The 24,440-nt window shown below is 60.1% G+C and carries 15 protein-coding genes and 3 pseudogenes; 10 read left to right on the top strand and 8 right to left on the bottom strand.

Annotated elements, in window-relative coordinates; all coding sequences use genetic code 11:
- The first annotated feature begins 154 nt into the window (after window positions 1–154).
- The 3 genes from RBRH_RS15120 to RBRH_RS15105 all read left to right on the top strand — a co-directional run bounded on the left by RBRH_RS15120 (window position 155) and on the right by RBRH_RS15105 (window position 4,358).
- Entirely contained in the window at window positions 155–2,200 is a 2,046-nt protein-coding gene (locus tag RBRH_RS15120) for a sigma-54-dependent Fis family transcriptional regulator (RefSeq protein WP_041755086.1), read from the top strand.
- Window positions 2,201–2,766: 566 nt separating this feature from the next.
- On the top strand, window positions 2,767–4,020 hold the full coding sequence (locus tag RBRH_RS15110) for a glycosyltransferase (RefSeq protein WP_065757447.1): 1,254 nt from the start codon (window positions 2,767–2,769) through the stop codon (window positions 4,018–4,020).
- A 104-nt stretch (window positions 4,021–4,124) separates the two neighbouring features.
- Window positions 4,125–4,358: a hypothetical protein gene (locus RBRH_RS15105; RefSeq protein WP_013429014.1), complete on the top strand. Its 234-nt coding sequence runs from the start codon at window positions 4,125–4,127 to the stop codon at window positions 4,356–4,358.
- Between the two features lie 544 nt (window positions 4,359–4,902).
- Here the strand turns inward: RBRH_RS15105 and RBRH_RS21515 are convergent.
- The 4 genes and pseudogenes from RBRH_RS21515 to RBRH_RS15090 all read right to left on the bottom strand — a co-directional run bounded on the left by RBRH_RS21515 (window position 4,903) and on the right by RBRH_RS15090 (window position 7,827).
- The gene (locus RBRH_RS21515; protein WP_232509418.1) at window positions 4,903–5,289 is read right to left on the bottom strand and encodes a DUF1214 domain-containing protein; all 387 of its coding nucleotides are present in this window, start codon (window positions 5,287–5,289) and stop codon (window positions 4,903–4,905) included.
- A 36-nt stretch (window positions 5,290–5,325) separates the two neighbouring features.
- Window positions 5,326–6,471, bottom strand: a pseudogene (locus RBRH_RS15100) (efflux RND transporter permease subunit); the annotation flags it as partial.
- Between the two features lie 142 nt (window positions 6,472–6,613).
- Window positions 6,614–6,757, bottom strand: a pseudogene (locus RBRH_RS20760) (acriflavin resistance protein); the annotation flags it as partial.
- A gap of 134 nt (window positions 6,758–6,891) precedes the next feature.
- Window positions 6,892–7,827 carry an alpha/beta hydrolase gene (locus RBRH_RS15090; protein ID WP_013429010.1) on the bottom strand — a complete coding sequence of 312 codons (936 nt, stop codon included), beginning with the start codon at window positions 7,825–7,827 and terminating at the stop codon, window positions 6,892–6,894.
- Between the two features lie 150 nt (window positions 7,828–7,977).
- Here RBRH_RS15090 and RBRH_RS15085 point away from each other — a divergent pair, with 150 nt between their 5' ends.
- The gene (locus RBRH_RS15085; RefSeq protein WP_083813565.1) at window positions 7,978–8,988 is read left to right on the top strand and encodes a LysR family transcriptional regulator; all 1,011 of its coding nucleotides are present in this window, start codon (window positions 7,978–7,980) and stop codon (window positions 8,986–8,988) included.
- Between the two features lie 79 nt (window positions 8,989–9,067).
- On the opposite strand, the gene RBRH_RS19710 is transcribed toward RBRH_RS15085, so the two are convergent.
- On the bottom strand, window positions 9,068–9,376 hold the full coding sequence (locus RBRH_RS19710) for a hypothetical protein (protein ID WP_041754916.1): 309 nt from the start codon (window positions 9,374–9,376) through the stop codon (window positions 9,068–9,070).
- 123 nt (window positions 9,377–9,499) lie between these two features.
- On the opposite strand from RBRH_RS19710, the pseudogene RBRH_RS15075 reads away from it, so the two are divergent.
- A pseudogene (locus RBRH_RS15075) lies at window positions 9,500–11,771 on the top strand (heavy metal translocating P-type ATPase); the annotation flags it as partial.
- A gap of 10 nt (window positions 11,772–11,781) precedes the next feature.
- Window positions 11,782–12,285: a Fur family transcriptional regulator gene (locus RBRH_RS15070; protein WP_013429005.1), complete on the top strand. Its 504-nt coding sequence runs from the start codon at window positions 11,782–11,784 to the stop codon at window positions 12,283–12,285.
- A 577-nt stretch (window positions 12,286–12,862) separates the two neighbouring features.
- On the opposite strand, the gene RBRH_RS15065 is transcribed toward RBRH_RS15070, so the two are convergent.
- On the bottom strand, window positions 12,863–13,657 hold the full coding sequence (locus tag RBRH_RS15065; RefSeq protein ID WP_013429004.1) for a 5'-methylthioadenosine/adenosylhomocysteine nucleosidase: 795 nt from the start codon (window positions 13,655–13,657) through the stop codon (window positions 12,863–12,865).
- A gap of 207 nt (window positions 13,658–13,864) precedes the next feature.
- Between RBRH_RS15065 and RBRH_RS15060 the strand changes: the two genes are divergently transcribed.
- Entirely contained in the window at window positions 13,865–14,998 is a 1,134-nt protein-coding gene (locus tag RBRH_RS15060; protein ID WP_013429003.1) for an AGE family epimerase/isomerase, read from the top strand.
- Window positions 14,999–15,424: 426 nt separating this feature from the next.
- Here the strand turns inward: RBRH_RS15060 and arsC are convergent, their stop codons facing one another.
- Complete coding sequence (arsC, locus tag RBRH_RS15055) at window positions 15,425–15,781, bottom strand: arsenate reductase (glutaredoxin) (protein ID WP_013429002.1); 357 nt, start codon at window positions 15,779–15,781, stop codon at window positions 15,425–15,427.
- A gap of 1,095 nt (window positions 15,782–16,876) precedes the next feature.
- Here arsC and parA point away from each other — a divergent pair.
- Entirely contained in the window at window positions 16,877–17,536 is a 660-nt protein-coding gene (gene parA / locus RBRH_RS15050; protein ID WP_013429001.1) for a ParA family partition ATPase, read from the top strand.
- A gap of 23 nt (window positions 17,537–17,559) precedes the next feature.
- On the top strand, window positions 17,560–18,663 hold the full coding sequence (locus RBRH_RS15045; protein WP_013429000.1) for a ParB/RepB/Spo0J family partition protein: 1,104 nt from the start codon (window positions 17,560–17,562) through the stop codon (window positions 18,661–18,663).
- A gap of 38 nt (window positions 18,664–18,701) precedes the next feature.
- Here the strand turns inward: RBRH_RS15045 and RBRH_RS15040 are convergent, their stop codons facing one another.
- Entirely contained in the window at window positions 18,702–20,048 is a 1,347-nt protein-coding gene (locus RBRH_RS15040; RefSeq protein WP_013428999.1) for a replication initiation protein, read from the bottom strand.
- Between the two features lie 1,891 nt (window positions 20,049–21,939).
- On the opposite strand from RBRH_RS15040, the gene RBRH_RS15035 reads away from it, so the two are divergent.
- Entirely contained in the window at window positions 21,940–23,109 is a 1,170-nt protein-coding gene (locus tag RBRH_RS15035) for a DNA-binding protein (protein WP_013428998.1), read from the top strand.
- Window positions 23,110–24,440 lie beyond the last annotated feature (1,331 nt).

Genomic DNA, 24,440 nt, shown 5'->3' with positions numbered 1-24,440 from the left:
GCGAGCGCGGCACGCCTGGATAAACGTGAGACGAAGGACGCCGCATCGTGAGACGATCGTCTCACGATGCGGCGTGTTGCAGTGCAACGTGTGCCAAGGGCGATGAATGTGCTACAAACGGCTCAAACTGCAGGTTCTTTGCCGGGGGTTCGCGATGCCGTACGTCTCATTCAGCCAGCACATCGAACGCGTGCGCAGCGCGATCGAAGGCCGCAACGCACCACTTAACAACGAATCGGCGCGCCTCGTTTCGTCTTGGCAACGTTCGCTCGAGCGGTACCGGCTCGATCCATCCTCGCGCGTGGGGCCGCGCGTCGTCACCGCCAGCGAACTGCGCGAGTTGCGCGAGCGCGAAGAAGCATTTTTGCGTGCATCGGGCCAGTGCTTATCCAAGCTGCATGAGGCGGTCCGGATCGCAGACTATTGCGTATTACTAACTAATGCACATGGCGTAACGATCGACTATCGGATCGACCGCGATCGTCGCGCAGACTTCAAGCACGCGGGCTTACACATCGGATCGTGCTGGTCTGAGCAGGAGGAAGGCACGTGCGGTATCGCTAACGTGCTTGCCGACCTGGCGCCGATTACCGTGCATAAGACGGATCATTTCCGCGCCGCGTTCACCACGCTGACGTGCAGCGCGTCGCCGATCTTCGCTCCGGACGGGGCGCTGATTGGCGTGCTCGATGCGTCGGCGATCCGCTCGCCGGACAATCGCGACAGCCAGGGATTGGTCTATCAATTAGTACAACAAAGTGCACGATTGATCGAGGACGCCTACTTCCTGAACCAGACCCCCCATCATTGGATCCTATTTGGCCACAGCAGCCGGCACTTCGTCGAGGCGCGGCCGGAGGTGCTAATCGCGTTCGACGAGAACGGCAACCTCGTTGCGGCCAACGCCCACGCCCGCGAGACCATTCCAGGGCTCACCGGCAGCGCCCCTAGCCACCTGGCTGACTTGTTCGACGTGCCACTTGCGCGCATGCTTGATGCATCAAACCTGCATGACGTGCTGCCGTTGCGACTGTGCGCGTCAGGTACGATCCTGTATGCGCGAATCCGTAGACCGCAACGGCGCGGCCACGCGGCGGGCGCCTCGACCCCAGCGCGTGTTGCCGAGCCAGCGGCGCCAGCACAGCTTGCGCCACCGTTGCGCGGCACGCCGCTGCACGATGGTCGGGCGCCGGGCCTATTCAGTATGCCATCCGGTCGGTTGTCCAATACACCAGCCGGTGCTGGGCCACTGGAGGCTTTCGCACAGAGCCAGGACCGGCGGGTTGCCCAGGCGGCGAGCATTGCGCTGCGCGTCGCGGAGCGACGCCTGCCGATCCTGATTCTCGGGGAAAGCGGCTGCGGCAAAGAAGTCTTCGCACGCGCGATTCATGAGTCGGGCATCCGATGCCAGCAACCCTTCGTGGCGGTCAACTGCGGTGCGCTGCCGGAGTCGCTGATCGAAAGTGAGTTGTTTGGGTATGCGGCCGGCGCGTTCACGGGCGCACGCAGCAAAGGCACGCGCGGCAAGATCGCGCTCGCGCATGGCGGCACGCTGTTCCTAGACGAGATCGGCGACATGCCGCTGTTGCTGCAAACACGGCTGCTGCGTGTACTGGCCGACGGCGAGGTATTACCGTTGGGCGCCGAGACGGCGACCCGCGTCGACGTGAACGTGATTTGCGCGACACACCGCGATCTAGGCGCAATGGTCGCGCAAGGCACGTTCCGCGAGGATCTGTACTACCGCCTCAGCGGTGCGGTACTACGGCTGCCGCCGCTTCGCGAACGTATCGACATTCGGGCGCTGATACAGGCCGTTTTTGACGACGAAGCGCGCGCCGTGCCGCATAGACTGGTGCTTGACGCCGCGGTGCTCGAACGCCTGTGCCATCATCCGTGGCCCGGCAATGTGCGGCAACTGCGCCACGCACTGCGCTACGCATGCGCCGTGGCCGACACAAACCGGGTCGAATGGCACCATCTGCCGGCCGAAATTGCAGCCGAGCTGGGCTCACCGGCGACGCCACCGGTGGCGCTCGAATCGCTGACCGACGAGCGCGAACGTATCGTCGCTGCGCTGACGCGGAACCAGTGGCGCCCCATTCCTGCGGCGCAGGCACTCGGCATATCGCGCGCGACGCTGTATCGGCGCATCGCTAAGCTGGGCATCGTCCCACCCCACCGGCTGCCGGCCGCATAGTGCCACATAGACCGTGCGGTATCCTGTCATTTAGCTGGGCGTCTGCCTCGCGCGCCTCGCCGGGCGACTGGCATGCTTGTGCTGAGTCGCCGCCGCGCGCTGACAGGCTTTGCCAGGTACGGCGTCAACCTAGTGCTATGCGTCGTCGCATTGCGCAGCCTGGGTACGACTTGCGCCGACGCCTATTTCTTGGTGGCACCGCTGTTTGGTTGCACCGCTACTCGGCGCCGTATTGTCGCTCACGCTTTGGCCCGCAATGCCCGCTCTTCGCATGGACATGATTTCGACTGGGACGGACCGGCGTTGCATAGCCATCCTCTCCGCCGCAAGCCGATTACGCACGTCCATCGGCGCTTTCGAACATCCATCATCGGCATCACCATCGATCACGGGGCTCCACACAAGCTTTGTGCGCATAAAGTTTTGCACTGCTGCAGCATGAGCGCTCGCGCGCGAGTGAAAAGGGCCCCCATTGGACTGTGGTATAACACTTTGCGGTTACGGGTACGCCTCACGCCATTAACGCGTCGTCGAGTCGTCGTAGCCATTTTTACCACATGTTGCTCATGAATCAATTATCGTCAAGGGAAGCCGACACGGCACAGCGCACCCGGATTATTTTCCACATCACCGAGTTCAACGACGGCGGCATTGAAAGTGCAATAATCCAGTGGTTACGCGTCTTCGATCGCAAGCATTTCGATGTGACGCTATCAGTCATGTTCACGTCAGCTGCGCTGGAACACCGCTTTCGCGCGTCGATCCCGGCCGACGTGCGCATCGAGACGCTGGTCGATCGCGGATGGCTGGATTTTTTCCAAACACGACGACATCTGCACAAGCGCAGCAAGCTCGAACGCGTCGCGCGCGACATCTTCAATACGGTTGTCGTGCGCCGTTATGTGTCGCAGCGCATCGCCCATCTTGCGCGCGAGCATCATTTGATCGTCGATTTCGATATGTCGCTGCGCCGCATTGCAGGGCGATATGGCGTCGGATGGCTTGGAGTCAATCACTTCAGCTTCAATGCGCGACTTGGTGGCCGGCTCCGCAAGATCCGGCGCTTGCTGAAACAATATCAAGCCTACGACCGGATTGCGGCGCTGAACGAGCAAATGGCCGACGAAGCACGGGCAATGTTCGGCTCGCGGCTACCTCCACTGCTGCTGCTGCCCAATGCGATCGATATCGCGGCGATCCGCGAACGCGCGTCCCATCAGGCCGGCAGCGCGTCAATACCTGACGAGCCCTATATCGTCTCGGTAGCCCGCCTCGATGAAATTTATAAGGACCATCGTACGCTGTTGCGCGCGTACCAACGTCTGGTGACGGCACACGCCGTACGCGAGCATTTGGTGATCGTGGGCGACGGGGCGTTTCGCGCCGAACTCGAGCAATTGGCGCGCGAGCTGAGCATCAGCGAGCGCGTACACTTCACCGGTCAATTGAACAACCCGCATCCAGTGATCGCTGGCGCGACGCTCCAAATCCTGAGTTCACGCTCCGAAGGCATGCCGATGGTGCTGCTCGAAGGCCTCGCGCTGGGTAGGCCGATTATCGCGACCGACTGCCCGACCGGGCCCAGCGAGATCCTCGATGGCGGCCGTGCGGGTATCCTCGTTCCGGTCGGGGACGTCGACGCGATGGTGGACGCGATGCGCACGGTGCTAACCGACCCTGCGCTGCGCGCTGGGCTCACCGAACGCGCTCGCCAACGAGCACAGCATTACGGCATCGACGCAAGCAACGCGAGGCTGAAGGCGTACGTCGACACGATCCTCGCATCCAGACGCGCCGTGCCGACTGCCGGAGCAGCCTGACTAGCGTCGAACAGCCGTCTTCGTATCAATCGCGCTATTGATTCGTTCGCGGCCAGTTTTGTCCGGCGTATGCTATAGGTGTCACGCTAGCTTGCAAGATACCCATGGGGATATGCCGCAGTTACAAGGGCTACACGATATTGCCCAGCGCAGAGCCGCTGGGCAATGGTCTGTATGCCGCCAATCTCGACCTCGAAGGCCAGCAGCATGGCGCACAGGCGCACGTGGAGCACTTCGAGGCACTCGACTATTTTTTCGAGGCCGAACAGGCTACCGCGTACGCATTGCGCTGGGGAAAATTGTGGATTGATACACAGCACCGGCTCAAAGCGGCATAAGGTGACGTTCAGCCATAGCGGTGCCACGAGCCGGCTCGCACGACGGCGGATCGAAGGCCGACCTAACGCTACCGGCGATCGAGTGCCACCTTGGCGTCACCGACGAGCGCGAGACACGTAGGCCGGCTGCACTGCGTCGGGCGGGAGCATTGGCGGCAATGCAAACGCGGCCGGCTACAGGATATTCGCCATCGCTGCTGTTGATCGAAACGCACGCCCGTTGGCCGGGCAAACTCACACGATTACTTCGGTGCGTCCCACGGGTTCACGAGGGGCACGCCGGTTTCAGCAAGTGACGATGTTGTCGGCAAGCATGCTAAACGCAGAGCAACCCGTCATCGCACGATCTACGTAAACGACTCCTACAAATAGCGGTCAAGCACAGCCGATCCGCATGCCAGCCGGGATAGGCCATGAGCCGACGCAGGTATCAGATAGCGACTGAATACCTTATAAAAGTCCGATGACGTGACCGGAGTGACCGGCGGCCCAGCGCACCTTCACGCCACCGGCAAGTCGGGCCACTCTCGCGACACGGGCTTGGCTACTGGCGATCCAATACCGGCGGCCGCCAGTTCAAGCGGTGCATCATCGTATTCGGACCATAGATCCGCATGACCATCCTGAAACGGCCAGTCGGCGATACGAGCCAGTTCGCTGTGGCGGGGCGCGCCGGCGCGGTCGGCTGCACGGTGATGTCAATCGAGCCATCTCGGTTGCGCACTAGATGGTCGCGGTTGGTCAGCACGACATGGCGGTTGCGCCACCCCGGCCTACGCGCGTCGCCGCCGGTGCCGTCGTCATCCAACGGCTCCGCGACGAGCGTCCAGCCGCCGGCCGAGACGGGTAATGGGTTGCGCGTGAAATGCATCACGTAGCCGTTCCTTCCCGATAGCGGGCGGTTGTCACGGTCCACATCGGCGACCGGCATCAGCACATCCTCCATCAGGCCCGCGTCGGGCACCACCGTGCCGACGATCGACACCGGCACCGCAATCAACGGAATGATGGACGCCCGCCAGGTCTGCAGGAACACAATCACCACGATCACGACCAGCGCGATCGCCTCGAGCAGCGTGTGTACGACCGCGTTGATGCTGGCGCGCACGAACTGCGTCGGGTCATAGACGATGCGATATTCGACCCCCGGCGGCATATCGGCCTTGAGTTCGGCCATCGTTCTGCGCACCTGCTCGGAGATCGCCAGCGAATTCGCCCCCGGCGACTGGTTGATTGCGATCGCAACCGCGGGCTTGTTGTCAAGCAATGCACGCAGCCCGTACTCGGAGGCGCCCAGCTCCACACGCGCCACGTCTCGCAGGTGCGTCACACCGCCATCAGGCGAGGTCTTCAGCACGATGTCGCCGAACTGCTCTTCAGTCTGCAGCCGACCCTGCGCGTTGACCGACAGCTGCAACGGCGCGCCGGGCAACGACGGCGAGGCGCCAACCACGCCGGCGGCGACCTGCACGTTCTGCTCGCGAATCGCGTTGATCACGTCGCTCGCGGCCATGCCGCGCTGCGCGACCTTTTGCGGGTTGAGCCACACACGCATCGAATAGTCGCCCGAACCCCACAATTGCACCTGGCCGACGCCCTGGATCCGCTCCAGCCGGTCCTTGACATTGATCAGCGCGTAGTTGCGCAAATACGTCATGTCGTAGCGGTCGTTCGGCGAGATTAGGTGCACGACCATCGTCAACGTCGGCGAACTCTTGACCGTGGTCACCCCGAGCCGCTGCACATCCTCGGGCAATCGTGGCAACGCTTGCGATACTCGATTCTGCACGAGCTGCTGTGCCTTATCCGGATCGGTGCCGAGCTTGAAAGTCACGGTCGTGGCCATGTTGCCGTCACTATTGGCCTGCGACTGCATGTACAACATGTTCTCGACACCGTTGATCTGCTCCTCCAGCGGCGAGGCCACCGTCTCGGCAATCACCTTCGGGTTCGCGCCCGGATACTGCGCATACACGATCACCGACGGCGGCACGGCCTCCGGATACTCGAAAATGGGCAGCTGGAACAGTGCAATCACGCCGGCCAGCAACACCAACACCGACAGCACCCCGGCGAAGATCGGCCGGTCGATAAAGAACTTTGAAATATTCACGCTGATTTCCTTTTACATCAGCCCATCATCTGCACGGCATTGACCTTCACTGGCTCGCCAGGACGCACCCGCTGCAGTCCGTTCACGACGATGCGCTCGCCGGGCTTGAGCCCCTTGGTAATCACGCGCAAGCCGTCTTGCGGCCGTCCCTGAAGTGCACGGCGACGATCGTGCCGGACACGAGCGGACGGATGTCCACCTTTTCGATGGCCTCGAGACGGCCCGAGTACGACTGCCAGTCGGTGATCGTCCTGGCCACCACCGGTGCAACGTCAACCTCCGGCGCGCTGGGCGCGTTAGCGGCCCTGGCTTGCAAAGCCGGATTGTCACGCAGCGCCATCACGACGCCCAGGCCGCCGATGACGGCCAGCGCTGCGAACGCAAGCAGCAGATGCCGGTGGCGCGGGTTGCGGATCATTATCATTTCGAGCTTCCTCTGTTGACTTTGTGCAATGGGTCGAGTTGCTTGAGGGCATCGTCCGGCACACAGGCCAGCCGATGCCGGAAAAACGCCACGGCCTCGGTCAAGGCCGGCGGGTGCGTCGCCAGCGCCGTGTGCGATACGCTTGCAAAGCGAGTGACCTGGGTCGGCACGCCGACATTGATCAGTTCGCCGGCATATTTCTCGGCTTCCACGTGAAGCACATCATGCTCGGCGCTGGCGATGAGCACCGGTGGCAATCGATGCAGGCGGCGCGATTCGAGTGGAGCCGCATACGGATGCAGTCGCTGTAACGCATGCGGCAGATAAGCGCGGTAGCATTGCGCGCACTCACTAACATCCACATCGGAGATCACGCGCCGCGCATCGGCCACGCGCGTCATGCTTGGATCGAGCAACGGCGCCAGCAATACTTGCGCGGCAATCGATACGCCGCCGCGATCGCGGGCCATCGCACATAGGCACGTCGCGAGGTTGCCGCCCGCATCATGCCCAGCCACGCCGAGGCGGTGCCTGTCCGCACCGAATTCGTGCGCGCGCTCGGCGATCCAGCACGCGGCGTGGTACGAATCCTCCAGCGCAGCCGGGAACGGGTACGCGGGTGCTAACGAATAGTCGACCGACACGACCAGCGCAGGTACGCGCGCGAGCACCACCGCGGTCGCATCGGCGTCATCGAGCGATCCGCGCGTAAACAGGCCACCATGGAAATACAGCACCACCGGCACCAAGCGCGGCGATTGACGCGCCGCGGCCCGCGCTCGCGCTGCGCGCCGTGACGGCTCGACGCTATCGGCCTGATTGCCGGCGTCTATCGACGCCTGCACAGGCCGGTAGATGCGCAACGCGATCTCGCGCGCATGGCCGGTAATTTTGATTTCGTAGGGTGTATCGCCCCAATCGCACTGGCGCATCCTGCGCCTCTCTGGTCAATTGCAGTGATGCGAATTCTCGTGGCGACGCAGTGCCAGATAAATGCCTATAATCCGGCAACACAATTCAGCGCAACCGAACAATCGGTTTGGCTTCGCGCCGACGCTGCAAAGCTAACCACGGTGAGCGAAATGGACCGTCTACAAGCCATGCAAGTGTTTACTCGGGTCGTCGAAAGCAACAGCTTTTCGCGCGCCGCCGACACGCTGGACATGCCCCGCGCGTCGGTCACAACGATCATTCAGAATCTCGAAGCGTTTCTTGGCGTGCGACTGCTGCAACGTACGACACGGCGATTGAATCTGACACCGGACGGCGCCGCGTACTACGAAAGATGTGTGCGCATTCTTGCCGATATCGCCGAGACGGAACAATTGTTTCATGAAGGCGCGCGCAATCCGCGCGGCAAGTTGCGCGTGGACATGCCGAGCTCGATCGGCAGGTTGGTGGTACTGCCACGGCTGTGTGAATTCCATACTCGCTACCCGGGCATTGAATTGATGGTCGGGCTTGGCGACAAGCCAGTGGACTTGATCCAGGAAGGCATCGACGCGGTGATCCGCGTCGGCACACTGCAGGACTCAACGCTCGTTGCGCGCCGGGTCGGTGTGTTCCAGGGCGTGACTTGCGCCAGCCCCGAGTACTTGAAACGACACGGCGAGCCGCGCACGCTGGAAGAGTTAGAGAACCATTACGCGGTCAACTACTTCTCAAGCCGCACCGGCCGGATCATCGGCTGGGATTTTCTCGTCGATGGCAAGCCAGTGACCGTGAAGATGAAGGGCGCGGTCGCGGTTAATGATGCGGATGCCTATCTGAACTGCGGCATCAACGGCTTCGGCATGATCCAGCCGGCTCGGTTCATGGCACTGCCATATCTTCAGTCGGGGCAGTTAAAGGAAGTGCTCCCGCAGTGGAAGACTCAGCCGATGCCGATCTCCGTGGTTTACCCGCATAACCGGCACTTGTCGCCGAAGGTGCGGGTGTTCGTCGATTGGATAGCCGAAATGTTCGAGCGCTGCCCGCTACTATCCGGCCAGGAGGACGCGGAGAAGCGTTGCGCGCCAACGGTGGCCACGGTGGGCGCGCAACCGGCGCATCGGGCCGAGATCGGAGAGAACGAGGGCGAGTTGGTACTATAGCCCTACCATCGCGGCAGCCCGCCGCGATGGCCGTCGCAGCATACAACGACGGCACGTTGCCCGCACTGAACCGAAACAGTTATCCCGACGTCGGGCGGGTCGGGCGCGCGATTGCGATGCGTTGCGCACAGTCGGGTGACACGCGACTCACACGCCATAGCATACCGAACACGCAACCAGCGGAGTAACGGATCAGCACGATGCCCGATACATCATCGAACCCGCTCGATGCGTTCTCATTGCTTGACAATTGGGCCCTGAACACGCCGCCCTGGGTGCCGTATCGACCGACGGTAGCCCCTTCGATCGCATCGCCGGACCTAGGATGGGCATCGTAGTGGTCGTGCTGTCGTGCGTGGCAGATCGCCGTGCCGTGGTGAGTTGCCATGTCGTCGTGAGATGCCGTGCGGTCGTGAGCCTCCGTGGCGTTGCGTCGTCGTGGGACCTTGACCCTCCCATCATGGGAAGGCTAATACTGCATCCATCTTGTATCGTGCCCGACATGATGAAAGCTTCTCCGACCTACACGACATCGCTGGACTACACGACATCGCTGGATATTGAAGGCATGACATGTGCCTCCTGCGTGACGCGTGTCGAGCGCGCACTCGGCAAGGTGCCGGGGGTATCCCATGTGACCGTCAATCTGGCGACCGAGCGGGCATCGGTCACGGCTGGGCCCAATGTGGCGGTTCCAACACTCGTCGCCGCCGTCAAGAAGGCTGGTTATGACGCACACCCAACGCCCGAGACGCCCGTTGCGGCTCCACACGAGAACGCAGCGCAGCCGCTAGCGGCGGTGATCGCTTCCGCGTTGCTGACACTGCCCTTGCTGGCGCCCATGATCAACATGCTGGCGGGTGGTGCGCCGTCCGGCGAGCCGATCTCGGACATGCAGGCCGCTAGTGGCCACGGAGCGCCGAGCGTGCCGATCCTGCTGCAAGCCGTGCTGGCGACCGTGATCCAGTTCGTGCTCGGCGCGCGCTTCTACCGATCCGGTTATAAGGCCGTGCGAGCGCTGTCCGGCAACATGGACCTGCTTGTCGCGCTCGGCACATCGGCCGCTTATGGGTTAGTCTCTCTACCAATGGGCGACCCATCCCCATGGCGGAGCCCCCCTCTATTTCGAAGCATCCGCCGTCGTCATCACGCTGGTGCTGTTCGGCAAGTGGCTCGAAACCCGCGCCAAGCGACAGACCACCGCCGCGATCCGTGCGCTGAATGCGCTGCGGCCCGATACGGCGCGCGTGCGCATCGACGGCACCGAACGTGAGCTACCCCTGTCCGACGTGCGCGTCGGCATGCAAGTGATCGTGCGTCCCGGAGAGCGATTCCCGGTCGATGGCCACATCGTCGGCGGCCGCACGCACGCGAACGAAGCCATGTTGAGCGGTGAGAGCCTTCCCGTGGCGAAAGACGAAGGCGACACAGTGCACGCCGGCTCGCTGAACGGCGAAGGCGCGGTCGTGATTGAGACAACGGGAGTCGGCGCGCAAACGATGCTGGCGCAGATTATTCAGTTGGTCGAGACCGCGCAGGCCGCCAAGGCACCGATCCAGCGACTGGTGGATCGAGTCAGCGCCGTGTTCGTGCCGGCCATCATCGCGATTGCACTGGTCACACTGTGCGGCTGGTTGCTCGCCGGCGCACCGGTCCAGCACGCGATCCTGAACGCAGTCGCCGTATTGGTGATCGCCTGCCCTTGTTCGCTCGGGCTTGCGACGCCAACCGCCATCCTTGCCGGCACCGGCGTCGCAGCACGACATGGCATGCTGATCAAGGACGCCGAGACGCTGGAGCTTGCCCATCGAGTTAACGTCATCGCGCTCGATAAGACCGGCACGTTGACCGACGGCAAGCCCGTGGTCGTGGCCTTCGATGCATTAGAGGGCACAGACGAGGACGCGCTGTCGATTGCCGCCGGCGTGCAGCAGCACAGCGAACATCCGCTGGCGCGCGCAATCGTTGCCCTGGCGCAGCAGCGGCAGGTGGCTACTGCCGAGGCGCGCGACACCCGCGCCATCGCGGGTCGCGGCATCCAGGCAACGATCGGCGACGCGATCTTTGGTATCGGCAGCACGCGATGGCTGCGCGAGCTTCGCATCACGCCCGACGCGGCGCTGCAGGCGCGTTCGGACGCGTTGCAGCAGGTCGGCAACACCGTATCGTGGCTGGTGCGCGTGGCGCCATCGCCTGCCCCGCTGGCATTGATCGCGTTCGGCGACACGGTCAGGCCATCGGCCCAAGCGGCGCTCGCCCAGCTCGCCGCATCGGGCATGCGCACCCTGCTAATGACGGGCGACAACGCTGGCAGCGCAGCGGCGCTCGCCTCGGCGGTTGGCATCGCCGAAGTGCACGCAGACATGTCGCCACAGGACAAGGCCGCGATGATCGCGCGATTGCGCGAACAAGGCAATGTGGTGGCGATGGTCGGCGACGGTGTCAACGATGCGCCGGCACTGGCCACCGCCGACCTGGGCATCGCGATCGGCAGTGGCACGGACGTCGCGATGCACGCCGCCGGCATCACGCTGATGCGTGACGATCCCGCACTGGTGGCCGACGCACTGGACCTGTCGCGACGCACCTATCGCAAGATCTGGCAGAATCTATTCTGGGCTTTCGTCTACAACGTCGTCGGCGTGCCATTGGCCGCGCTCGGGTGGCTCAATCCGATGATCGCGGGCGCGGCGATGGCACTGTCCAGCGTAAGTGTGGTGGGCAACGCGTTACTGCTGCGGCGCTGGCGCGGCAGCGCCGCACGGGCGCGCCGGCCCATGTAAAATCATTGGCATGCTCAACACTCCATCCCGCACGCTCGCTGCCCTCGCGGCACAGGCCGGTCCGCCGGTGGCCGATGTCACGCAGGCGTTGCAGCTCGCGCAGGCGTACTGCCAGGAGCGCGGCGAATCGCTGACGCCGCTGCGCCAGAAAGTCCTGTCGTTGCTGCTGCAATCCGGCCGCGCCACCAAGGCCTACACGCTGCTTGACGAAATGCGCAAGATTCATCCGGGCGCCGCGCCGCCGACTGTCTATCGCGCGCTCGATTTCCTGCAGTCCGTGGGGTTGGTGCATCGGATTGAGTCGATCAACGCGTTCGCGGTATGCCATGACCTGACGCACTGTCGACACGGCATCCTGATTGTCTGCCAGTCCTGCGGCGCAGTCGCGGAAATCGATGCGCCGGGCGTTCATCACGCATTGGTGGACAAGATTGAATCCACCGGCTTCACGCTCGCCCGAGGAGAACTCGAACTCAAGGGCTTGTGCGCGGAGTGCACGGAAAAGGCTGTGTAGCGTAAAGCGGCTTTGGGACCAAGGATCGGGCCGTCAACCGGCCGCTCGTTGCCTGATAGAACCTTCCACGGTTCAACAGTGAATCGCAGATGGCGCGTCGGGCTACGCGTGCGTTCCGCGTAGTCGGGCATCGGGCGGGTGCGAAGCGTTAGGCCACACGACTTTGCCAACTCGTGTGGCCACGTGGTGCGTTTGTTGGGGTACCGAATAACGCATCACGCCCTCTAACGCGATTCAGTATTACTACGCTTTGACGATTCGGCGTCCTACCTTATCGCAGCATCGTGCAAAAGCCTCGATAAATGACTTCAGGAGGGTGCTCGAATCCGGAAGCGCCGGCCTGAGATGCGAAGCGTGACCAACATCTAGCCTCGCTCACGCCAGCAGGCGGGGCTTGCGGTACGACGCCAACGGCCTTAGCCGTAAGATCCGATCAAGCGCCATTGCAAGGCACAACTCCTCGTACGTTACCGCACCAACGCCGGGCTTAACCTTCGTATAGCGGGCCCCAAGCTCAACGGGCCGGCACCACCCCGAAGACCGCCGGCCCACGTGGAACGGCACCGCGTCGCGACCACTATTGGTGCCCCCGAGGCTGCGCAAGGAAACGCTGTAATACGCCGGCCGAATACGCGCTCGCCACCTCAGCGAGAAACGTCGAGAACGACACCGCGGCGTGTGCATCAGCGGCGTCCGAGATCGTGCGGACCACCGCACAGCGCACTTCGTACTCGTGGCAAACTTGCGCCAGCGCGGCCCCTTCCATCTCAACCGCCAACGCATCCGGCGCGGCCGCCAGCACGGCTTCGCGTGCGGCATGGTCGGCGATGAACCGGTCACCACTGACCACGAGCCCCCGGTGCACACGCGGTACGTCGTCGATCACACCACGGTAGCGCTGGACGAGTTCCATGGCGTGCGCGCGCACAAACGAGGCCGCGGCCACTGCGAGCGCGTCCGACAGGCTGTCGTCGGTGCCAAAGCGGGACACGCCAAGCAACGGCACTTCGAATCGCGGAAACAGCGGCGATGCGTCCAGGTCATGCTGCATCAGCGCATCCGCGATGACGATATCGCCCACCCGCACCTGCCGCGCGACACCACCCGCGACCCCGGTAAAAATAATAGCGTCAACACCAAATTGGTGGATCAGCGCGGTTGCGGTGGTCGCCGCGGCCACCTTGCCCACGCGCGCCAGCGTCATCACGCATGGCATGCCGCGCAGCGTACCGAGCGCGTATTCGCGACGACCAAGCGTCACCGTACGCCAGTCCGGTGCGGCACGCATTTCGTCGATTAGGGGGGCGATTTCCTCCGGCAACGCGGCCATGATGCCGAGCGGACGAACGTTCGATTCTTGTACTGTATTCATAGGTCGGAAGGGACGTTGCTTGCACCGGCCAATCCGGGCACGGCCGCCCGTGGGACGAGTCGGACTCCGGCGATGCCGGGCCCGCTAGCATAGCAGGCTCCCGGCCGGACGCGACAGGTACGCGCTACATCGCCACGCCAACAGCGCAGCGGGGCATCAGTTGCGGTACACTCGCGTCCCAGCCGTTCCCAGAAAAAAGCCTGTTGCATGAACCAGCCAAACTACGCCAGCGCAACCATCGACGAGTTGCAACAGCACCTGGCCAGCGTGATTTTGCCGTTGTGGACCAGCTGGGGCTTCAATGACACTCTAGGCCTGCCCTATGACGTGATTGCGCCGCCGGGACAGCCCGCGTTGCCGCCCACGCGCTACCGGGCAATGGCATGTGCGCGCCAGCTCTACGTGTTCAGCGCAGCTGGCTGGCACGATCACGCAGACCGCCTGTTCGAATCGCTGCGCAGCCGGTTCATGGATGCGACACATGGCGGCTGGCACTACAGCATCGATGCACAAGGCGCGCCGCAGGAGACGCAAAAAGATCTGTACACGCATGCATTCATCGTGTTCGGTTGCGCGGAATATTTCCGGCATCGGGGCAACCGAGAGGCACTGGATCTGCTCGAAGCGACGCTGCACGTGATTGAGACGCGCTTCGCGACCGACGCCGGCCTGTACAACGCGGTGCTGTCCGCCGACTTTCGAACAATCGTCACCGGCCCGCGGCAGAACCCGATCATGCACTTGGCCGAAGCCTACTTATCTGCCCGCGACGTGCAGCGCGACGCGTGGTTTTCCGATGCGCTGCAGCGTATCGCGGAACAAATGATCGCGACATTCGTGCATCGCCCGACCGGCTGCATCGCGGAGTTGCCGATCGGCTGCGACGCCGTGCGCATCGAACCCGGACACCAGTTCGAATGGTTCTATCTCGCGTCGAGTGCGCCGGATGTCTTTGGATGCAGCGACCTGCCCAATTGGCTCGGCTCGGCCTATGTGTTCTCGCTTCGGCACGGTGTGTCGCCTGTCACCGGCGGGGTGTGTGCTGCGCTGGACGAGCATGGCCATGTAACCGAGCCAAACGAGCGGTTGTGGGCGCAAACCGAATTCGCCCGCGCGCTGGCCACATCGCAAGCGCTGCGCAGCACCAGCGACGTACAAGATGCGCATGTGCCACTGAAGACGCAGCTCGGCCGTTTCAAGCAGCGCTTCTTGCGCGACTACGGCTGGATAGAATTGATTGCTCAGGACGGCGCCGTGGTGCGCGCGGACATGCCATCAACGACGCCCTACCACATGGCGACGATGTACCATGCGGTTGCCCGCTTGCAAGAGGGGCCGTGACGCCAGTCCATTCGCTATCCTTTGCCGAACGGGGCCCCCAGCGATGGTGTGCTTCCATGCGCACCTTATCGATCGGTCTACCGCCTGCTTGAAGCGACAACATTGTGAACATGACGAGCGAGGTCACTGACAAGCTTGTCAATACACCACTCGATGGCCGTGCCTCGTCGCCGCAGCGGCCATTCGATTATTGCTTCACAAACAAATTTTCGGCAAACGGCCACCTGTCGTCCGTCCAACTCGCCACGCGAGCAAATCCGGTCGTCTCTCCCACCCACCTACAGCCACTGGCCACCAAACAGTACATTCACCGCCGGCACCTGCGTGTTGCGCGTCCGTCTCGCTGTGCCAGTCGATAGGCGCATGGCGAGCCGCCCGCTCAACGATCGCCCGTAGATTTAGTCGCTCGCTCAAGGCTGGCGCCGCTTAATCGAACAGTGTGGCGATCTGCTCGGGTGGCCGTCCGATCACAGCCCGAGAATCGCGAACAACGATCGGGCGTTGCAACAATACCGGATGCTCGGAAACAGCCTTGAGAAGCGCGTCCTCAGAAAGTGAGGTATCGCCCAGTCCAAGTTCAGCGAAGGCCGACTCGTTGTCCCGGATCATTTTGCGCACCGGTACACCCAACAATGCATGCAGCTGTTTCAATTCGTCGAGTGTAGGAGGAGTTTTCAAATATTCGACCGTCCGGACCTCCTCGCGCCCTGCCAACTCGTCGATCAGCAAGGCGTAGGCAGCGCGTGATTTTGAACAACGGGGGTGATGGTAAATCGTAATCATGGGTACCTCGGTCGCAATATGAGGAGAGAATGAAGGGCATCATTGTGCCGCGTGGCACTGTGGCGTGCAGGCACGCTCGTAGAGCATCGTGCTATTGCCAATACTTATCCGCTACGCCAGCAGTAACATACAATTTCGATAAAAAATCTAGATTGTTATAATTAAACAAAAAGAAACAATCACGGAGACTTGTGGCGTTGAACCAATCGATGACGCGTGGGAGGTGGCCGGTCTATAGTAAAGCGATAATACTGTATCAAGTTCCTGCTACATCAAATCCCTGACTAATAGCGACAGCGATGAGCTGCCAACCGTTACGGAGCTATGGAGGCGTCGAATCAACGGAGGAAGCAAACCTTTATGCGCATAAAGTCTGCGCGCGGGAAAGTACTGCGGCAGCCGTCAGCCATTTCGTCTGCTTTTGTGACCAGCACAGACCTTCGGCGTTGCACGCTAGTACACCTCCCACTCAAAGCGCCTCGCCAAAACGTTAACTTAGCTGCGCTGCGCCACAATATACGCCTAAGTTCCGCCGAACATGCCTATGATTCACGCAGGCGACACTGGCCTAACCGTGGCGTGGCCCTCTCTGCGGCACCTCCTGCATACTGGAAATAACGTTCGAACAAGGCTTACGAGGTCTTCGTCGCGGCGAAGAGAGAATTATCAAGCATCGAGTCTGAAATCCTTGCCGCTAGGCTGTCACCTCACATCCTCCAAGCGGCACAGCTTTCACTGTCGATGAGAAGCTGTTGATAGAAGACTAAGTCGATTTTCAGATCGCATGACTCCAGCCCATTGGCTTTCGTATAGCGCAACCATCGGAAACCACGCGACACCGTTCGTAAAACACTCAGCCAAACCGTTGCCGATGTCGCTGTTACTCGCACCCTGCCGCTAGATGCGGCTAAGTCAGCGCCGTACTCTGTATCGACCACCACGAAGGCAGCACACGCCATCATCCGTGCGCCGCCGAGGCCCCCGTCCTAATTTATGCGCATAAAGTCTCGGCTGAGCGACATACTCCGAATGGACTATGGATTTTCAATCGTAATTTCCTATATACTTCTTAAAGTTTATCTAAGGGAGTAACGAGTGGCAGCCGAAATCATTGCGGTTACTCAGCAGAAGGGGGGCGTCGGCAAGAGCACGATCGCAATGCATCTTGGCGCAGCGTTCCACGAAAGAAAAAAGAAAGTCTTGGTCGTCGACGCGGACGGACAAAATACATTGGTCCACTGGTCCAGCGCCGCCAGTGAAGAGTCAAGCATTCCGTTCCCAATTGTGAATTTGGCAGAGGCAGGGGGCCAGATTCATAGAGAAATCAAGAAATTCGTCAACGACTACGATCTCATCATTGTGGATTGCCCGCCGTCGATTACAGAGAAGGTCTCCGGCGTCGTACTACTGGCGGCTAGCATTGCGGTTGTGCCAACGTCGTCGTCGCCGGCCGACTATTGGTCGAGCGTTGGTCTGGTTAAGCTAATCCAGCAAGCGCAGACAATGAACGAAGATTTGAAAGCTGTCTTTCTCCTCAACAAGACCGAAGAGAAACGAATGCTGACACGCGAATTGAAGCGCGCGCTTGAGGAGCTAGGTCTCCCACTTCTGAAAACCCAGATCCCTACCCGCGAGTGCTACAAGCAGGCGATGGCGTTGGGACAGACCGTTCTACAAATGTCGGACCGTGGCGCCAAGCTGGCAAGCGCCGAGATCCGAGCCTGCGCCGATGAGATCGCGGCGCTATTGCAGTGACTTTATGCGCATAAAGGAGCCGTATGAAATCCTCTCAACTCGCCCGAGGCTTCCAGGCACGGCCGGATACGACGACCAGCGAAAAACGAACAGCACTGGAGCGTCTCAACGCGATTGACACGTGGGTCAAGCAACCAGGTAGCCCTGATACGTCCGAACCGGTCGCGATCGCTAAAAAGAACGGGGCGCCCGATCCGTCCGGAGCCGTCACCCCAAACACTAACGAATCGGCGGCGTACCGGGCTTGGCGCACCGCAAATGGATACACGCCGGGACAGGTCATTGAGCTTCCGCTAAAAGCCATCAAACCCAGTCCCTTCAATCCGCGCCATTTCTACCTGAAGTCATCGATTGCCGAACTTGCCGTGAATCTTGCCAAGCAAGGGCAGCAGCAAGCTATTCACGTCATTCCGGATCATCAAAACCCCGGCACCTTCTTTGTCAGCGACGGTGGTCGCCGCGTGCGAGCACTGAAAGAAGCCAACAAGGAAAATGTCAGGGCAATCGTCGTAGACTTGCCCATTGGCATCGAGAGTTATAAGCTCGGCTATGATTTGAACGTCCAGCGGGACTCGCAAACAGTCTTCGACAACGCAATCGTATGGCGGCGCTTTCTCGATGAGCAGCACTTCCAAAGTCAACGCGAACTTGCCGAACACCTCGGCATTGATGAGTCGACGGTTGCCGTCGCATTAGGCATCGCAAAACTCCCGGAAGCCGTCATGCAGGAAATGGTGGCTAGACCGGATCGGTTTGGCTCCAACATGGCGTACCAAGTTGCCCGATATCATTCCGCAAAGGGTACGGATGCCACGCTTCGGTTGATTAACAAGATCGTCGCCGACGACCTCAGTACCCGGCAAGTCGCCGATATCATCAAGGGCAGAGCAGTGTCTAGCGACGCATCTAAGCCGCTGCGCCGGCAGCGCTACGCGCAACGGCTGGAGATCAAAGTCGGCGGGGCGACGCTTGGCGACCTAAAGTCGTATGGTGACGATCGCCTCGAGTTGAAGCTGAAGGGACTGGCACGGGAAAAGCGTGACGAATTGTTAGCGCAAATCGAAGCGCTATTGATGCCGAAAACCTCGGATATCGACGGCCGCGGCGCCAACACCGCTGACGCGTAATATCCCGCACGCGCCATCGGCAACGTCTCGCAAGCCGATCATGCCACGGCGCGTGCATGATTCAACGTGAACGCAAGCAGGTCACCATCCGTCGGCTCGCCCCACGTTTTCAACGCCAGCCAATCAAAAAAGGCCGTCTCGGCGATCTTCGATGCAATGCCACGCTTACGCCATTCGTCCCGCAGGTGAGCGCCCAGACCCGGCAACGCTTCGTCCTCGAATGATTTCCGGGCGAAATCCCGCCCAGCGTCATCCTGCTCGTCATAAAGCTCACGCGCCTGTTTACGACGATACGCAGCATATTCTGCCATTAGCCGGGCCCTTGGATCCTCCTTCCCAGCAACCTTCTTGTCTTGCAACGCTGGAACTTCCTCGACCGGCGGCGCGTAGCCCTTCTTCAGTGCGTCCTTGAATAGCGCCGCAGCACTGCGCACCGCAGGCAGTGTCGTACTACGCATCCGTTGCTCGGTCATCTGCAACGCGGCGCGAATGCGGTTCTCTTCACTGTCGGCGTACAACGTCTGCGCCTCTTTCAACGGAATCCCAAGCTTGACCATGCGATCGACCAGCGTGCTGTCAAACACGTTTGGATGTTCATCGAGCGCTAGCATCGGTTGCTTACGCTCCGCTACCCGAAACTGGATTTCCGATACGCGCCGCCCTTCACGATGCTCGATCAATTCGACATTGATATTGGTTACCGCATTCACTTCCGCGATGGCGGGCCGCAGATAATCGCGCTTGAAATACTTGTATTCACGCTTGGCTTCATCGCCAGCCTCCGAGTCCGGTGTTCCGGATAGGATGGGACGCCACCACTGCCACGGCTCACGCATCGTAAGATGACTCGGATTGGTCAAATAGCGTACGCAAATCTCATACAGCGCCAGCCCGGCACTGCTACGCAGTTGGCTTTGGAATTGCAGGCTCAAGCGGGCATACTGGACCGGGTCGAGAAGCTTCTTCTTAATCTTCGGCGCGAACGAGAACTCAACCCATACGCGCCGCGTGGTTGCATCCTCGAGAATTTCGGCGTCCGCGATCAACGTTGAGATGCCCCACTTACGCCCCGGTTTCTGGCTCGATGTCCCGGTGCTCCATTCGACCTGCACTGATACCATCCGACGCAAATGCTCCTTGACCAGCGCCGTGTCATTAGAGTCGAACGCAGAATTCGCGACGATATCCGAAAGCAACGCCCGATAAGTGTCGCCCGACTCATCGGCCTGTTGCGCGACAGCCAACAACACATTGAACAGCTTGCGAGTCAGCAAGGTAATCTTGCCGCTTTTGGGCTGAATCGCAATGGCTTCGACGGCCTTACGCAACTCCGAGGAGTTTGGGCTGACGACATCGGTCTTCTTCTTTGCAACGCGGGTGGCCATGTGTCAGGTCCGGACAGTGGTTGCTTGAAGAATACCCGCTATGGTGAGAGCCGTCTACATCCATCATCTCACCCCTGATGGGTGAGGTGTCGCGAAAATACCTACCTCACCGCGATATGCCCCCGAAAATTCTCACCTTTAAAGACCGGACTGATACGGTGGGCGCCCCTTGTAGTCGGGGCTGCAGGCGTATGCCTAACCGCCACCCCCGCTACGAACCCTAAAAATTGAGTCCTGAAAAGCCTCACCTTTAACCTGTCGCGAAATTCATACGCTGGCTGAGATGGGTTGCATGTCCTTGTCCTTAAAGCAATTTTTATTACGATCGCAGATAAGCCAGGGTTGATTGCAGGCCTTTCCTGAAAACTCTCACCATTGCGCGGCGATCTCCGCCCGGCTGACGTGGGATGAGCAGAACAACGCACTCTTATTGTGCGTCAGGGGCTCCCGAAAACGCTCACCTTTGTTGAAGGCAAAGCCACCACAGTCCTGCATTGGCCATATAACACGCCAAAAACGCTTGTCACAGCCCTCGAAAAGGGGGTACTGATCCGTTAAAACTGCATGCGACTTCAGGACCACGCACTATGAGTCCCGAAAAATCTCACCCTTCGCACGACGCATTGAGCAGCGTCAAGTCCGGCCGCGACGCCCCTCCTTCTGCCCCGAGGCCCCGAAAAAGCTCACCTTCGTAGCATAACGGCGATAATTCTGCTCTCAGAATTCCTTATAAATCAACAACTTTACGGAAAGTGACTGCTCACACTGCATAATGAAACGGCCAAATGGCATCGTATGCTCACGCCAGCTAATCCCGTAAAATCTCACCTTGTTGCCTGGCAAAACCCACTGAACGGCCTATCTCACCTGCAATCTGGCTCCCGAAAAGGCTCACCTAACGGTGCCACCACGCTCAATTGAGCGAAATATTCACGCTGAAAGTCCCGCTCAATGCGCCTCCATGCCACCCAGAGGCGAGCCATCGTGTGCAAGGGGAAGAAAACCATCGCTCCCGAAAACCCTCACCTTTGCAGCGCCACGATACGCAGCGCGCCGTTCACCTTATGTCTACTCCCGTATTGACTCACCTTAGTAAACGCTCGAGTCCCGAAAACCTTCACCATGCACAATAATTGAGCAATGGAAGACAGCTTCGCGCGCCGAACACCACCTCCCGAAAAAGCTCACCATATTGTCTGCCAGCCCAATATCCCAGCACGTCAACGCTTTACTGGCTGGGGGTCCGCGTGGGTATCCTCCCGAAAAAACTCACCTACAGCCATCAGGGCCGCACGATCCGCCCCCGAATCCGCTCACGATGTTTCCCGTCACTTCTCACCAGACTCCCCGAACCCCATCACCGTGGCATCCCGGGAGGTCTCACCTAAGCTCCCGAAAACTCTCACCTTGGTGTCCGGAAAGCCATGCTGGACAAGGGTTTGAGCCGGCGTTAACGTTTTTAAAGATACTTCTACGTGTTCTTGTTAACTGACTCTAGCAACCCGCGAGACCCTGAAAAAAACAGTCTTGGGTACAACGTGTGGCGATGACTGTTTGCACCGGTACTACCAAGAAAGTAGCAAATGCTACATCTCCTCTCTTTGGCTGGTCAGAACCTCGGGGATACACAACGGGATCAATGAGCTTGACTAATGATACTGGCCGTGCTCGTGAAACATTAAGTAAAGTTCCTCAGGATGCGCCAAGTAGTTGGAAGCTAAAGTTATTTCTGACAGCTTCGATTAATGTTTCACGCCGATCCTAGAGCCGTTGACCCAAAATATCGTGATCGAGCCTCATGACAGGAAGGGCAACGCTCAGTGAACAAATTAGTAGCAAAAATTACGTAATTTGTTATGCTTGATACAATTGATCATACTGGGCTGCTCCGATGAATGACGAAGACAAGCAGTTAATACGGGACGAGCTGGAGAACCTGAAAGCGCAAGGCACTCGGCGTCGCGAATTGTCGCTGCATGCGTGCAAACGTCTGTTTTTCGACCACGCGGTCCGTCCAACACTGGCCAACGTCCGAGAATTGACCGGTGTCGGTAGCGCCAGTGATATTCCGAAAGATATCGAGTTTTTCTGGGAACGAGTACGCGACATGTCGAAGGTGCGGATCGACGCTGGTGTACTCCCACCAGCGCTGCACAGCACCGCCGGCGAACTGCTTCGCGGTCTTTACGATGCCGCACTTGCCACAGCACGGGACGAGCTCGCGCAAGAACGGATTGGGATGCAACAAACTATCGCCGCAGCAGAGCAAAAAGTCCGGGATGCGCAACTGTTGTATGAGCATGCCCGTGCCGAATTGCAACGGCACCATGACGCATGGACTGGTGCAGCGCTCAAAGAAGGAGAATCGGCCGAGCGGCTGGCGACCGAACGGGCCATGGCTAAGCGTGCACACGAACAAGTCGTCGTGTTGGAAGGCCGGTTGGCGGATAGCGAGGCAGAGATTTCAACGTTACGCGACAAAGTCGAGTCGCTACAGACTGAGTTGAAGGCTCGCACTGAACACTACGCGGCCGAGATCAAGGACGCCATCGCGAACGCCGAGCGCCGAGTCAAGCCGTTGCTGGTCGAACTGGACGCACTACGTTCAGCCGCGTCTTCGTACCAAGCCGGCTTGCGCGAGCAAAGTCGTAAGGAATTCGAGCATGTCCAGCAACTAGCGGCAATCAAGGCGCGTGCCGACACGCTGCAAAACCAGCTGGATACAAAATCAGACGAAGTTGACCGGTTAAGTCGGCAAATAGAGCAATTCCGCGTGCAAGCCGGCGTACCGTCGGCACTTGGCAAATTGGTTGCCGACCTGGCGCTGGCTGGCCGTCTCACCCCTGAGGAAATTGCGTCGATTGGTACCGCTGTTGACGGTTACGTCGCATTGCCATCGACATGTGCGGCATGCGGCGATGCGGAGCTTGAACTGTATGAGCACGATGAACGCTTCGAATTGCAATGTCCAGCGTGCGAGCGCACCTCCGGCGAAGCCCCTTCTCGGCTGTCCGCCTATAACCGATTTGCGGCTGCAGTCTCGCCATCGCTATCAGGCTAAACGTGGAACAAGCGGCTTGCAACACTGCCAGCCTGACGGCTTGCGACACAGCTAGGCCGGAGCGATGTGTTGCCGCAAGGCGTCACACTGCACTCAAAGGTGAGGTTTTTCGGGAGCTATCCTTCGGTGCGCTGTGGGCGGCCGTGCGCGCACCTGGGCAAGCCGTAAAAGGGCATTGCAGCGCCGGATAACTTATGAGGCGAGCGTTTTCGGAAGATAAGGTGAGATTTTACGGGACATCGATGAGGGAGCTTTAGCTGAAAACGACGGTGAGGATCTTCGGGGGCTAAAAGGTGAGCTTTTACAGGATCAGCTCGAGAGCCGACACGGGGAGCTGTAGCCTGCTGTGCTGCTGCGCCATTCGGTTTGTTCGCCGAACGTGCTCGACAACGTATTCTCGTTCGACTGTGTGTCGGGTCTGAGCACGTCGCCTCTGCATCTGCGCTTGCGGTTGACGATTCCTTGTCATCGCGCTGTTGCTTACATAAACAAAGGTGAAGGTTTTCGGGACCTATAGCAAAGCCCAGGTAATTCGTTTCACGTCGCGGATATCTTCTTCTCTGCGGTAATCAGCAAAACGAGAGGGGATTGGCAAATAGCCGCTAGCTAGAGCCCATCCCTTCAACACGTCGGTGTTCACACATCGACAACCCTTGGAGTGTTGCGTAACAACCGGCTGTTCAGTACCGGAATCTATCTGCATTACTAGAAAATGGCCTCTGCCGTGCGTGGCGAGGTTGGGCAAATCGTGCTTATGCGCACGATTTGCCCGGAGAAAAACAGCAACATGGACGTTAATAGCGGCGCAAATAGCACAATCCCATGCAAAAATCGGAGATATGCCAACGATTACTGGCCTCAAGTTTATATCGAATAGCTAATTTTTGAAGAGATGGAGCAGTCGGCGCGAATGCGGCTTCTACCGCTAAGGTGAGAATTTACGGGAGAAGGGGAGGCTTTATCGGCGAGCCATGATCATGGCTCGCCGACGTAAATGGAGCCCACGTTGCCGTCGTTATGGGTGTATGCTGACTAACAGCGCCGTGGCTTCACCCTTGCCTGCGTTGCGAATGGCGCGCGCTCTGTCCGCCGGGCAGCCTCGGGATGTCGTGGGCCGGCGGCCTGTATCGGGTCCACATCATGGCTTGCCGATGCAAACAGGCAAACCAGGTTGACGCCGAGTGCATTGGTCAAGTGCCGGGCCAACGCGATCGTGAGATTGGCTTTATTGCGTTCGTTGCGCAATCGCTGAATGTGGGCGCTGACACAAGGAGGCGTGACACCATCGTCGCTCCGCGCGCTTGCCGACCGTTTGCGCGGGATGGTATGGC

The sequence above is a fragment of the Mycetohabitans rhizoxinica HKI 454 genome, assembly GCF_000198775.1.
Lineage (GTDB): Bacteria > Pseudomonadota > Gammaproteobacteria > Burkholderiales > Burkholderiaceae > Mycetohabitans > Mycetohabitans rhizoxinica.
This window is presented reverse-complemented; position numbering and strand designations above follow the sequence as displayed.